Below are 12,791 nucleotides of genomic sequence, written 5' to 3'. Positions count from 1 at the left end.
AGTAGGTTAATCGTTCTTTGTTTTCCAATTTATTTTAAATTATTAGCATTTCATGGAGTTTGTTTATGTCTGTAGCTTCAATAAGAAAAGTTTATAATATCTACGCTTCATTCTACGATTTTGTGTTTGGTTCCATTTTTAATCCTGGGCGCTCTTTATGTACAGAAATAGTTAATAAGGCTGCTAAGCAACATGCTACCGTACTTGAAATTGGTATTGGTACGGGTTTGTCTTTGCCGCTTTATCGTGCTGATTTGCAGATTACCGGAATCGATATTTCTGAAAAAATGTTGGAAAAGGCAGAAGAGCAGGTAGTAAAAAATAAACTGGAAGAGCGGGTGCAGTTAAAGGTTATGGATGCCGCTCATTTAGAGTTTCCTGATAACAGTTTTGATTTTATTGTTGCCATGTATGTGGCCTCGGTGGTTCCTGATGTGCATGCTTTTCTTCAGGAGTTAACGCGCGTTGCCAAGCCTACAGCACAAATTATATTTGTGAACCATTTTGCTTCCGAACATCCAGTAATTCGCTTTTTTGAGAAAACATTTGCGCGTGTTAATGAACTCGTAGGTTTTAAATCCGATTTTTCTGTGCACTCAATTCTTGATTACAAAGCACTAAAGTTGTTGGATTCTCGAAAAACCAATCTATTTGGTTATTGGAAATTATTGCATTGTCGAATTCAAAAAGATGAAGCATCTCCATCATAAAAAGAAAAGATTAGTTTTTCTTCGCTTTTGTTTCTGCCTGGAGGAATGTGCGCAACACCTGCGCCATTCGTCCATGATGACGTTCGCTAGTATACCATCCCGGGCATTGAGTTAAGCGAAAAAAACTTAAGCAATATTTGATAGGGCTTAAGCGTTTTGCTAATGCAAAAGCATCCCGCAATCGTTCTTGAGATTCGAAAGCATGCCAGTAATGCAAATAAGTATCACGTAATATACTATAAATTTCATTTTGCTCTTTTATGTGATGAGTACGCATCATATTCATCAAAAAAGAAATTAGAGAAAAAAAAGGATGAGAAATGACACTTTCACCCCAATCAATAATTGTGAGATGTTGCGCCTGATACACTATATTATTCTCATGAAAATCACTGTGCTCAATTGTTTCAGGAATAGAGTATTGGGCAAGATGCTGACAAAGCGCAGTAACCCTGGGATGCAAAGAAATAAGTTGATGTATTTCATTTGCGGTTAAACCATCATGGTTTAAAAACTCAGACTCATGTAACAATTTTAAATAGAGATCCGGTAGATTCGCCAAACGCCAATCAGGAATTCCAAGTGCCAACAGAGAATCAATTTGACTTATAAGACCTGTTTGGATCTGGACATAAGATTTAAGTGCTTCTTTTGCCAAATCAATTTGATAATGAACTGCAAAAACTTCTCTAAGTGGTGTGCCTCTATCGCTCATTAGAAAACAGCGTAAACAGGGATTGTTACTGAGTACTTCAGGTACTAACGACGGGAAAAAACTCCGTAGGTAGAGTAATAAATTAGGCTCAATCGCAAATGCTTCGGGTATTTGTTTCAAATACAAATAGCCTTTGGCCGTGTCTATTTGATACACCTTGGCCCATGCTGTGTTCTGAATGAGTTTAAGTGGTCCTTGCAGGGAATAATCTTGTTGATTCAGATAATTTTGCGCCCAAAGAAGCACTGAGTTATTTTCTGCATTCATAGAGAATGGTTTCATCCTGTTTACCTGGAGACGCAGCTCTATCAAATGCTTTAATCAAGCGAATTTCTCTAAAGCCGGTTTCATAAAGCACATCGAATAAAAAAGATGGATCGTCATAAAGACGAATTTTATATTCCTCGATTTCGGTTTTTATGAGCTGATTTGCCTCAATTAACTCGTATTTACCAATGGAGTAACAAACGGTTTCTTCAAGCATGGCCAATTGACTCAGCAAAATCATTTGCCCATCGTCACGGTACCAACGTGAGCCACGCCAAATGCCTAACTCTTTAGGAACGGCATTTAGGGTTTCGGTTTCAAATACAAAAACACCATCGTCTTTTAAATGATGATAAATCATTTTTAATGCGTGTTTTACCGCTGCCAAGTCAACGATCAGGCCAAACGAACCACTAGGAATAAAGATTAATCCATATTGCTTTGCCTGGCTGAGCGCTTCAAGATACCCATGCCAGACGACAGGATTTAGCTGGTGTGCTTTTGCTTTGGCATGCAGCGCATCCAACATCGATTGACTGGCATCAAACCCCTCGATGGCAAATCCTTCTTTCAGCATAGGAAGAAGAAAACGCCCTGTACCACACATGGGCTCTAAAATAGGCCCATCTGTTTCTCTTGCATAACTTAAATAAAAATTCCAAGCATCTGATGGCGGAAGTGGTTTACTCAGATCATAGACTTGGGTACATAAACTTAAATACGTATCCACAGATTTTTTGGACATAGGCGCACAACCTTCATTAGAATGTAAACAGACTCTGATTTTATCCGCTGTTTTTCTCTTTTTTTATTGATATTATCTGTTATGAATGATCAATGCCAATATGTTTTTTGCCTATATACCGAGACACAACAAATGAACTCCCTTCCCATGCATATACGCTTAATGAATCAAGAGGACATCGACTTAATCGTGAGGCAGTTTTCAGCCTACAATTGGCCAAAACCTAGAGCCACTTTTACTAACTATCTGCAGGAACAAGAAAACCAGGAACGACTCATTTGGGTCGCTTTTTATGAAACGAATTTTGCAGGATATATTACCTTGAAATGGCAATCATCCTATCCATCATTTAGCGAGCAAAAAATTCCTGAAATTATGGATTTGAATGTCTTACCCCCTTATCGGAATAAAGGAATTGCTACGGCACTTCTTGACTGTGCAGAAGCCGAAGCATTTAAAAAAAATCCTGTACTTGGAATCGGTGTAGGGTTGTATGCAGATTATGGTCAGGCCCAGAGGCTTTATGTGCAACGAGGTTATATTCCCAATGGCTTGGGAATCACCTATGATTATAAAATTGCTGATCCGGGTTCTATGGTGTGTCTGGATGATGACTTAATTTTGTGGTTTACAAAGCGTTCTTCTTAGGAGGAGGTATTGTGTCGCAAAAAACATTAGTTTTTTTACCCGGGGTTTTATCGGATCATCGAGTATGGTCTTATCAAATAAATCATTTGCAAGACCTCGTAAAATGTCAGATTATCCCCCTCATCCACGGGAATTCCACTGAAGATTTACTTCAAAGTGTTTTAAACTCGGTTGAAGGCACATTTTTCCTGGCAGGCCATTCTATGGGGGGATGGTTAGCCTTGGAGCTTGCCAGGAAAGCTCCCGAGCGCATTTTGAAATTATGTTTAGTAAATACTTCCGCCCAGCAAGACTCCAAAGAAAAGCATCAAAGAAGAATGGAAATGATACGAAAAGTAGAGCAGGGAAATTTTCAAATTGTTGCTGAAACGCTTGCGGATCTCTATGTGTACGATAACCGTGTCAAAAACGAAGTGCTTTCTATGTTCTTAAATGTTGGCCAACAGATATTCCTCACCCAACAAAAAATTCTATTAGCTCGCCGTGAATGTCTTTCTTTTCTTTCCTCACTTGCAATGCCTACTTTAATTATTCATGCGCGCGAAGATAAAGTTTTTTCTCTGGCCGTTCATGAAGAGTTGGCAGACAATATCCCCGATTCCAAGTTAGCAATTATTGAGGATTCTGGCCATATGTCGCCCATGGAATCGCCACAAGCGGTAACCGCATTATTACGATTTTGGCTTGATTACTTTTGATAAGCTCCATTTCTACTATCTTGGCCAAACTGCCCTGATTTTCTGTGCTCCGATGCTCACATACTTCATGTATGCTGCGCTTCGGTGCTCGAAAATCAGGTCATTTTGACTCAAGCTAGCGAAATGTATTCAGACTCTAATCTTCATAGTCATTTAGGTCAAAGGCTTCTTGCAGGTTTTCCAGCTGTTCTTCAACGACGGTCAATTTTTCAAAGCTGGCAATGTGAAACAAAGCCTGTCCTGAATGCACAAGCGGCAACATATTTTCACCAATAATAATTCCGGAAAGTGGTGATTTTAATTTGTATTCTTCGGTACTGGTTGGATTAGCTATAACCGCAATCACTTGTCCCTTACTCACTCGATTTCCGGATTTTTTAATGTGTCTTAAGATTCCGCTTATAGGCGCTCTTATCCAATAACTGTTTCTAGAAATAGTGGGGGTGAATTTTTTTACTCCGTATCCGCTTAGTTTAATCATTCCCAATGCCCCCATGACACTCAAAATACCATTAATCCCTGTTCTGATTGAGAATTCATCAAAGCGCAAAGATTCGCCTCCTTCATAAACCAAAATAGGGATACCTTGTTCATTGGCATATTCTCGCATTGAGCCGTCTCTAAAGGTCGAATGCAGGATCACTGGCACGTTAAAAGCACGGGCTAAGTCTTCGATGCCTGGCATATCAAGGTTTACTCTGATCTGAGGTAAATTAAAACGATGGTTTGAGCCGGTGTGCAAATCAATAGCGTGGGTTGATTGGGATAAAATTTGATTGCTAATAATTTCTGCAAGAATGGATGCAAGTGATCCATTCGAACTGCCAGGAAATGATCGGTTTAAGTCCCTTCGATCCATTAAATATCGTTCTTGATATAAAAAACCGTATACATTAACAATGGGAATTGCAATGACATTTCCAATGATATTTTTTAGCCCCTTTTTTTTCAAAAAGCGCCTGATGATCTCAACACCATTGATTTCATCGCCATGAATGGCCGCGGTAATACATAAGGTAGGCCCTTCCTCCACGCCATTAATAACATGAATGGGCAAACTAATTGGCGTCCAGTCATATAATTTGGGCATAGGCAATAAAACAGTTTTACGTTCTCCGGGTTTGATTTTCACATCACCAATTACAACGGGTGCCTTGCTACTCATTCTTACTACTTCCTTAAATAAGGTTATATAACAAGTGTAGCTTGAATTGAGACAGATAGAATAAAATACTCTTCTATGACTTCAGGACGTGAACATTTTCCTGAGGATAATTACTTTAAAGTCATAACTTATTGTCCTGTTCTAGCAAACGAAGTTTCTGAGAACTTAGATCTCTATTGAACTATAATCGAATATATACCCCACAGGGTTATAAATATGGATATTACTGAAATAAAATCTTTTCTTGCAGTTATTGAATACCGCTCGTTCACACTTGCTGCTAAGAGGGCGCATATTACTCAGTCAGCAATGAACAAGCGAATGCAAAAAATCGAAAATGAACTCGGTATGCGTTTGTTTATTGTAGATGGTTCAAAGATAACCTTGACGGATGCCGCGAACCATTTTATTCCCTATGCAAGGCAAATGTTAGCGGCATATAATGATACGGTCATGTCATTTAAGAACGAGGCTCAGGCGTTTCAACATCACTTAGTGATTGGCGCTTCCGTATTTGTTTCTCATTATATCTTACCCAAATTTTTAAATTATCTGAAAACAGTAAATTCGCCTGTCCAACTCCATATCAAAACAATTGGGGAGAATGATATTGAGGAACGTTTAAACTATGGGACAGTAGACCTCGTCATTTGTCCTGAGCGCGAACTTTCTGCAAAATTATTTACTAAAATCCAATTATGGGAAGAAAAATACTATTTGGTAGTAGACGCCAATCATGAATTATTGCAAATCAATGAGCAACCAACGCTTGCTGATCTGGCACATTTTCCAGCGATTTTTACTGAACGCGGGACTGCAGTTCGTGAGAAGGTGGAAACGCTTTTTCAAGAGAATCAATTAAATTTAAATTTAGGTCTTGAGATTAACACAATGGATGCTATTAAGGCTCTAGTAGAATATGGTTTAGGTTGGAGTATTTTACCTAATAAATTAATTTCTAAACAGTTAAAAATCCTAAATAGTGATGCAATCAATGTACTCATTCCTTTCAATGCGTATTTTCTTAAAAAAAGAGCAGAAGATCGTGGAATTAATAACTTGTTACATTTCTTTGATAAATGGCAATACCCCAATCCAAAAGAAGAAAAGATTTTGTGGAAATAACTCCATTCTCTTTAATTGATAAAAGTATTCGGTAAAATGTCGGATTAAAAGTTGCCTATACCTGCTGAGTGAGAACCATGAGTCTTTTTTTAGAAACAAAAAACTTAATCATTAATGCGCCTGTATTGGCAGATTTTAATAATTTATATGCTTTACAATCCGATGCTGAGGTAATGAAATATATTGGTCAGGGAGTACGCACACACGCTGAGGTAATGACGGGTTTAGAGAAAGCAATGACGCACTATGAAAAATATAATTTTAGTCTTGGCTGCGTATTTGAAAAAGAAAGCGGGATATTTGTTGGTCGAGCAGGGTTAATTTATCTTGCTTATGATGACAGTCAGCCTGATATTGAAGTGGGCTATGCGTTGGCTAAAACATCCTGGAATAAAGGTTATGGTATGGAGCTTGCAAAAGCCCTTATTCATTGGGGATTTGAGCACTTACCAGTTAAAAAACTTGTTGGCGTTATTCATCCGGACAATGAGCGCTCTCGCAAGGTATTGGAAAAAGCACGAATGAATTACGTAGGTCGTACGAAGTACTGGAATAATGAAGTAGCAATGTACGAAATTCATAAGTCATGTATTGATTACAATAACATTAAACTTATTCCTGCGACTTTAGAAGATTATCCCGCCATTCAAAGTCTAGGTAGGTTTTATGTATATGACATGAGTGAATATCTCGGTAACCAAGAAGGCTGGGAAATCCCAGAGGATGGTTTGTATGAGTGCATCGATTTTAAAAAATATTGGGAGGATAAAAACTCATTCCCATTTGTAGTACGTTATGAAAACGAACTGGCCGGTTTTGTCATAGTGGATAAAAAGGGAAGTGAGCCTGGAATTGACTTTAATATGGCGCAATTTTTTGTTGTACGAAAATTCAAAAATAAAGGTATTGGCCGATATATTGCAGAGCAATGTTTTAAGAAATTTCCTGGTACCTGGGAGGTAATGGTTATACCTGGTAATGAAGGCGCTTATCGATTCTGGAGAGCAACGATGAAACATTATTGTGGGAATAACTTTATCGAATATACCCGTGACATCGCGCATTTAAACAACAGTAAGAAAAATATCTTTAGATTTAATTGCCAAATTTAATTTATGTTTTGCGCAGGGGATTATTTAAATGAAAAAACTAAAGCAAAACATAACCAATATATATGGGGCAAGGGGTGAACATTGGCTTGCTCATTTGCCAGCTACTATTACAACACTTACAGACTATTGGAACTTAAGGGAGGTAATTCCTGTTCCCAATATGACATTCAATTATGTTGCCAAAGCAATTTTAGAGGGTGATCAGCCTGTCGTTTTAAAAATTAGCTATGACAAAAAAAGTATTGAAAATGAAAAACAGGCTTTGATCAATCTTGACGCTCAAGGCTCAATTAAGCTTATTGATTATAACAGTAAATATAATGCGTTATTAGTACAACAAGCCATTCCTGGCTTTACACTTAAGTCCTTATATCCTGCTCAAATCGATTATGTGATGGACTGTTACGTGCAGACCATGCAAAAACTTCATAATAAGCATTTACTTAAAAAACAAAATTATCATCATATTGCGGATTGGCTAAAAGCACTTGATGCACCTGCATCGGAACAAATCCCTCTATCTATATTAAATAGAGCGATTGATTTGAGAAATAAATTGCTCTCGTCAATAAAGTCACCTGTTTTTCTACATGGTGATTTGCATCATGACAACATCCTAAAACATGGCAATGAATGGTTAGCTATTGATCCTAAAGGTGTAGTTGGTGAGGCAGAATTTGAAATTGCAGCTTTTGATTTCATGTACATTACTGAGCTTGCAACTACAGTTAATGTAAAAAAAATATTTGCGGAGCGAATTGACTTGCTGGCACATAAATCAAATCTTGATGCCCAACGAATCAAGGATTGGGTGTTTGTGCGATTGGTTTTGATGGCAGTCTGGTTAATTGAAGATAACGATGACCCAAGCTGGGCCATAAAACTTGCTGCGCTCTTGTTGAGCGATGAAACGGGTATATAAATATTCGTTTTCAATACAGAGATAAGGTTAACTTTTAACCGTGCGGTTGTATTAATATGCAGAAATGGAATCAAGATTTGACGCCATTTTTTTTCTACGAACAAAGTTGACTTTTTTTGACCACTCTGGTTTACTGATTTTGACTCAACTGATTCAATGTTAAGTCAAGAAGTAAAAAGAAGGATACAATTGCTTAGAATATTGCTATTAGAAAGTAAAACCTGACTTGTTGCATGTTCAAACTTATATCAAAAAAAACAAAAATCAAGCGTGTTATCTTGTATACAAGGAACATTTTAATCTGATACCGCTCGAAGCTGTTGTGCCTACGGAATGTACCCTACTGTATTCTATAAATTAGAGTGAGATCTTAATAACTAGTTCATTAAGTTTTTAAGAAGGATCGCGGTTGAAAATAGAGTATAAGTACCAATTAAGGATAGAAAGATGTTTTTAAAATTATTTAGGTCCTACTCCCCTTCATTAATTAAAGAAGTCCATGCCGCACATAAACCCAATCTCTTTTCAGGTTCCATTTCTGGAAGCAGGTGGCGGCATAAAAGCATGGCACAAACATTAGATTGGGTTACCGATACGCATAAAGCGATGGAATTACAAAAACAGGCACAATTAAATTTAAGTCAATGGAACAAGAAAAAGATATGTTTACCAAAGTCAGTTGAAGTACTTCATAAAGATTGGGGGGTTGCAACACTCGAAGCAACCCAAAAACATGGTGTGCCTTATTCCGTGCTTAATATGGCAAATTCAGTTTTCCCTGGGGGCGCCGCTTTGGAAGGAGGAAGTGCCCAAGAAGAAAATATGTGGCATCGAAGTACCTGTGCTCAGTCTTTACTGGACAAAACCGTTTATCTAGATAAAGACTCTAAGACATTTCGCTACAATGAAACGACAAGAAAGTTGTTAGAAGCCAAGTTAAAAATGACCGATGAGGAACGTGAGGCCGTAAGAAAACACCGAGGAGAAACAGACTCTATAGTTTATAAAGTATTATTTAACAAAGAACCCAGGGTATGTTTCCGTGGGCCAGAAGTAAAACTTATCACCAGTGGTTTCGATGACTTTACATCAAATAAATCGCTACCTGATAGCGGACTGAGTTATACTTTTCTTTCCCAATCCGATATTTTTCCATTCTATGAATTAAGATCAGCTGCTCCAGAGCTTTCTTCTGAGCCTCATACATTGGATCCCGAAACCCTGGAGCACTATAGGGCAGATGTGCGACAACGTATTGCGGCCCAACTCGATACCTTAATCCTTGAAGGAAAACGTAATGTCATTTTAGGTGCTTGGGGGTGTGGGGAATTTAAAAATGATCCAAAAATAGTGGCACCGATATATAGGGAAGAAATTGAAAAACGAGCCCATTTTTTCGACCATATTGTATTCCCCATATTGAACACGGGTTTACATGACAACCATGGTATTTTTGCTCAACACCTCGACGGTATGAAGCTTGGAAATACACCTGTTATTGATAGGACTCTTAACCTCATGTAAATGCATCATTCAGTGCACACTAAAAATTGATTTAACCGCTTGTTTCGGTAGGTTGGGAGTATCGTAAGACCCCCCTAATTTTTTTGTCCTATGTGTGTAAGTTGGGCCAAGGCCCAACCTACAGTTCTGCATAAATTTTTTCTTTATGCTTTAAACTTTGGATTGCATAATAGTTCAAATATTTTTTCGCATTTTTGATTTCAAGCTCTTCACCAAGAAAAATAGCCATAAAGAAAATAAAAAAGTAACCCGATCCTGAATAAAATAACAATGAATCAGATAAGTTTCCTATCATGTAGGGGAGTAGCATGGCGAAAGCTAGAATCTTCATTTCATCTAATTTTCTGCATGCTTGAATCAAACAGAAAAAAAAGTACATCAATGCTCCAAAACCTACTAAGCCAAATTCGCACGCTACCAGCCAGTATTGACTGTGGGGTTCCAAGAGGTTCCATGTCCAGAATTTTATGGGTCTGTCTTTGTTAAAATAATAAGTAAAACTGGCTGTACCATTTCCTAATAGTGGGTGTTGATTAAACAATTGATGGGCATAATCATGAAGCTGTAAACGAACACCTATATCCGTATCCCGTTTATTATTCTGGTATTCCTTAAGTTGCTGCCCAATACCGTTAACACGTGCTCTCATCACAGGGCTTGTCAAATAACTGGCAGAAAAAAATGTGCTAATGAGGATAATGCCTACTATTGCCTGTCGCCAAGAACATAACTGTATGACTAAAAGGAACATGAGTAATAAATAGATGATATAACCCGTCCGACTAGCGCTCACAAAAAAAACTTGATAAGTAAAAATAATGCCGAGCAGAGCATAGGCAAAACGTGCTGGTTTTGGATAACGGTAACTGTATAAAAAGGATATATAAGCTGCAAAAGCGACCATCAAACTCGTCATGATGTGATTACGAAAGATGCTATCTGCATTCGTAGTAATGAATTGTAAATAACCATGAAATTTGAGCATGGATACACTACAAATAATAATCATGGCGACTAAAAAAGCATGAATACTAAGCTGTCTGGTCGTTGCATTTTGGAATCCAACTACAAAAATAGGTAAGTAGAGCAATTTACTATATTTTTCAATAGCTAGTGTTTTTTGTTCAAAGCTTGCAGGACTCCATAAACAAGAAATAACCGCGATGCAAAATAAAAGTAATAAAGCTTTGCACCAGGGAGTAGAAAAAAGAGATTTTAAGTCGGATATAAATCCAGGTGTAAATAAAATAGTTCCTACAGATAGGACCAGGAAAACACTCTTTGCTGCAGAGCTTATCGGAAATAGAAGCAAGGTTCCAATGAGAAAAAATTGAACCCAGGAAGGTATAGGAGCAAAGAGTGACCATCTAAGTAGATATGACAATGAGTTATCTCCAGAAATATTTCTCCTCATTATGAAGATCAGCGAATTGATGTCAATAAGGGGATGTTTTCTTTCCAAATTTTAAATCAAATCATTTGGATCAATAAATCTTAACTTGCAAGGAAAATCATGTAGAATTGAAAGCGAAAGCGGGGTAAATAATCAGTTTTAGGTTTTTGTATTCTTCTATGAGCGCTACTTAAAATGTCTAAATTAAAAATCTGTTACATACTTTCTACTACAGAAGGTGGCACTTGGGCTTTTGAGCAGCTACGTGAGCTTCGCGATAAGTATCATTTTGAGGTTTCGGTTGTTTTAAGTGGTCAAACAGGCACTCTTGTAGAACGCTTCAATGCAGAATCAATTCCTGTGTACGATGCGGATTTTGGTTTTATGAATCCTAAAGATATTCTTTATTTGCCTGGCAAAATTATTAAGTTAGTTAGGTTTCTGCGTCAAATGAGATTTGATGTGATACAAACCCATCTTTTTCCTTCTATGGTAATAGGCCGTATTGCAGGTTGGCTTGCCGATGTACCTCTGCGTTTTTCGATGATTGCAGGACCATTTCATCTGGAAGCGGAAACACCAAAATGGGTTGATAAAATAACCGCGTGGATGGATACAGCAATTATTCCCTCTTGCGAATTTACAAGGCAACTGTATCTGAATATGGGTATTTCAGAGAAGCGGCTTCACGTAATTTATTACGGGCCAGATGAGAAACGATTTGATATAGCTAAAATTTTTCCTTCAAATTTACGGCAAGAGCACAATTGGGGAAAAGATATTCCTTTAATTGGAATGGTTGCTTATTTTTACCCCAAATTAGGCTCCAATCGCTGGACCCCTCCTTTTTTGCATGAAAAGGCAATTAAAGGGCATAAAGATCTGATCCACGCAGCTCAAATTGTATTAAAGAAATTCCCGCACGCTAAATTTCTTTTAATAGGTAAAGGCTGGGGAGAAATGGGCGAAGAAGAAATGCGCTCCATGAAGTCTTTAGTTGAGCAGCTTGGTTTGCAAGAAAGTGTGATTTTTACAGGGCATCGTACTGATATTCCTAGTATTTATCGTGAGCTGGATATATCCATTCAAGCTTCTTTAAATGAAAATTTAGGTGGAACGATTGAGGCTCTTTTAATGGAATGCCCCACGGTAGTGACTCGGGTTGGTGGATTAGTAGATACAGTAATCGATGGGAAAACAGGAATACAGGTAAATGTTGCTGACCCTAATGATCTTGCAAAGGGTATTTTGCATTTACTATACGATCCAAACAAAGCTAGATTATTAGGAATGGCAGGCCGTACTTTAATGCTTGAGCGATTTACATTAAGTACTACGGTAAGAAATCTCAATAATTTATATAACCATTATCTAGACGGTCACAACAAAGGATATATGCTGATTAAAAGTTGCATGCGCTTTATCTTGATAGGTATCATGGGTTTTTTTATTTCTTTGCGATTTTTTCTGCTCGATATGTGGTTACTTCCAAGATGGGACGTTGGATGGCGCCCTTGGAGGGCGATTATCATTGCTCTTAAAATGCGACTGTATCGTATTTATGCTTTGATTGGACGCTTGTCAGCAAGAGGTTGGATTCCACATCCCAAGATGTTGCTGTATCGGGCGTATGCTTTGATTGGACGTCTTTCGAAAAAAATAACGCCAGGCCCATGGAAAAAATAATCAATGAACATCGATTATTTTTATATGTTCAATGGCGAAATGTGTATTTAAAAAACAGCTATCTACAGTTAAGTGCAGAGA

The 12,791-nt window shown here is 37.8% G+C and carries 12 protein-coding genes; 8 read left to right on the top strand and 4 right to left on the bottom strand.

The annotated features are described in order from the left end of the window. Positions 1-65 precede the first annotated feature (65 nt). Positions 66-710, top strand: a complete 645-nt coding sequence (gene pmtA, locus Lani_RS11075; protein ID WP_019232626.1) for a phospholipid N-methyltransferase PmtA — start codon at positions 66-68, stop codon at positions 708-710. Between the two features lie 10 nt (positions 711-720). On the opposite strand, the gene Lani_RS11070 is transcribed toward pmtA, so the two are convergent. After that, positions 721-1,707, bottom strand: a complete 987-nt coding sequence (locus tag Lani_RS11070; protein WP_081595144.1) for a phosphotransferase — start codon at positions 1,705-1,707, stop codon at positions 721-723. Next, positions 1,676-2,437 (bottom strand): class I SAM-dependent methyltransferase, encoded by a 762-nt coding sequence (locus Lani_RS11065; protein ID WP_019232624.1) that lies wholly within the window; start codon positions 2,435-2,437, stop codon positions 1,676-1,678. Before Lani_RS11065 ends, Lani_RS11070 begins: the two co-directional genes overlap by 32 nt. Before the next feature lie 81 nt (positions 2,438-2,518). On the opposite strand from Lani_RS11065, the gene Lani_RS11060 reads away from it, so the two are divergent. Continuing rightward, positions 2,519-3,085 (top strand): GNAT family N-acetyltransferase, encoded by a 567-nt coding sequence (locus Lani_RS11060; RefSeq protein WP_223499547.1) that lies wholly within the window; start codon positions 2,519-2,521, stop codon positions 3,083-3,085. A gap of 11 nt (positions 3,086-3,096) precedes the next feature. Next, entirely contained in the window at positions 3,097-3,783 is a 687-nt protein-coding gene (locus Lani_RS11055; RefSeq protein ID WP_019232622.1) for an alpha/beta fold hydrolase, read from the top strand. 136 nt (positions 3,784-3,919) lie between these two features. On the opposite strand, the gene Lani_RS11050 is transcribed toward Lani_RS11055, so the two are convergent. Beyond that, entirely contained in the window at positions 3,920-4,948 is a 1,029-nt protein-coding gene (locus Lani_RS11050) for a succinylglutamate desuccinylase/aspartoacylase family protein (RefSeq protein ID WP_019232621.1), read from the bottom strand. Positions 4,949-5,164: 216 nt separating this feature from the next. On the opposite strand from Lani_RS11050, the gene Lani_RS11045 reads away from it, so the two are divergent. From Lani_RS11045 to Lani_RS11030, 4 genes are all read left to right on the top strand, one after another. Next, positions 5,165-6,073, top strand: coding sequence for a LysR family transcriptional regulator (locus Lani_RS11045; protein WP_019232620.1), 909 nt, complete (start codon positions 5,165-5,167; stop codon positions 6,071-6,073). 77 nt (positions 6,074-6,150) lie between these two features. Continuing rightward, the gene (locus Lani_RS11040) at positions 6,151-7,185 is read left to right on the top strand and encodes a GNAT family N-acetyltransferase (protein WP_019232619.1); all 1,035 of its coding nucleotides are present in this window, start codon (positions 6,151-6,153) and stop codon (positions 7,183-7,185) included. 28 nt (positions 7,186-7,213) lie between these two features. Further along, positions 7,214-8,107, top strand: coding sequence for an aminoglycoside phosphotransferase family protein (locus Lani_RS11035; RefSeq protein WP_019232618.1), 894 nt, complete (start codon positions 7,214-7,216; stop codon positions 8,105-8,107). Between the two features lie 447 nt (positions 8,108-8,554). After that, positions 8,555-9,631, top strand: coding sequence for a poly(ADP-ribose) glycohydrolase domain-containing protein (locus Lani_RS11030; protein ID WP_019232617.1), 1,077 nt, complete (start codon positions 8,555-8,557; stop codon positions 9,629-9,631). 118 nt (positions 9,632-9,749) lie between these two features. Here Lani_RS11030 and Lani_RS11025 read toward each other — a convergent pair whose 3' ends face one another. Further along, complete coding sequence (locus Lani_RS11025) at positions 9,750-11,015, bottom strand: O-antigen ligase family protein (RefSeq protein WP_019232616.1); 1,266 nt, start codon at positions 11,013-11,015, stop codon at positions 9,750-9,752. A 204-nt stretch (positions 11,016-11,219) separates the two neighbouring features. Here Lani_RS11025 and Lani_RS11020 point away from each other — a divergent pair, with 204 nt between their 5' ends. Further along, positions 11,220-12,710 carry a glycosyltransferase family 4 protein gene (locus Lani_RS11020; RefSeq protein WP_019232615.1) on the top strand — a complete coding sequence of 497 codons (1,491 nt, stop codon included), beginning with the start codon at positions 11,220-11,222 and terminating at the stop codon, positions 12,708-12,710. Positions 12,711-12,791 lie beyond the last annotated feature (81 nt).

This window comes from Legionella anisa, assembly GCF_001467525.1.
GTDB classification, from domain to species: domain Bacteria; phylum Pseudomonadota; class Gammaproteobacteria; order Legionellales; family Legionellaceae; genus Legionella; species Legionella anisa.
The sequence above is the reverse complement of the archived record's forward strand: the minus strand, read 5'-3'. Positions and strand labels throughout refer to the sequence as shown.

Excerpts from the sequence above, each read along its gene's own strand:
- Lani_RS11040 (WP_019232619.1), top strand. The coding sequence starts at position 6,151 with ATGAGTCTTTTTTTAGAAACAAAAAACTTAATCATTAATGCGCCTGTA.
- Lani_RS11070 (WP_081595144.1), bottom strand. The coding sequence starts at position 1,707 with ATGAAACCATTCTCTATGAATGCAGAAAATAACTCAGTGCTTCTTTGG.
- Lani_RS11045 (WP_019232620.1), top strand. The coding sequence starts at position 5,165 with ATGGATATTACTGAAATAAAATCTTTTCTTGCAGTTATTGAATACCGC.
- Lani_RS11065 (WP_019232624.1), bottom strand. The coding sequence starts at position 2,437 with ATGTCCAAAAAATCTGTGGATACGTATTTAAGTTTATGTACCCAAGTC.
- Lani_RS11020 (WP_019232615.1), top strand. The coding sequence starts at position 11,220 with ATGTCTAAATTAAAAATCTGTTACATACTTTCTACTACAGAAGGTGGC.
- Lani_RS11035 (WP_019232618.1), top strand. The coding sequence starts at position 7,214 with ATGAAAAAACTAAAGCAAAACATAACCAATATATATGGGGCAAGGGGT.
- Lani_RS11030 (WP_019232617.1), top strand. The coding sequence starts at position 8,555 with ATGTTTTTAAAATTATTTAGGTCCTACTCCCCTTCATTAATTAAAGAA.
- Lani_RS11050 (WP_019232621.1), bottom strand. The coding sequence starts at position 4,948 with ATGAGTAGCAAGGCACCCGTTGTAATTGGTGATGTGAAAATCAAACCC.
- Lani_RS11060 (WP_223499547.1), top strand. The coding sequence starts at position 2,519 with ATGAATGATCAATGCCAATATGTTTTTTGCCTATATACCGAGACACAA.
- pmtA (WP_019232626.1), top strand. The coding sequence starts at position 66 with ATGTCTGTAGCTTCAATAAGAAAAGTTTATAATATCTACGCTTCATTC.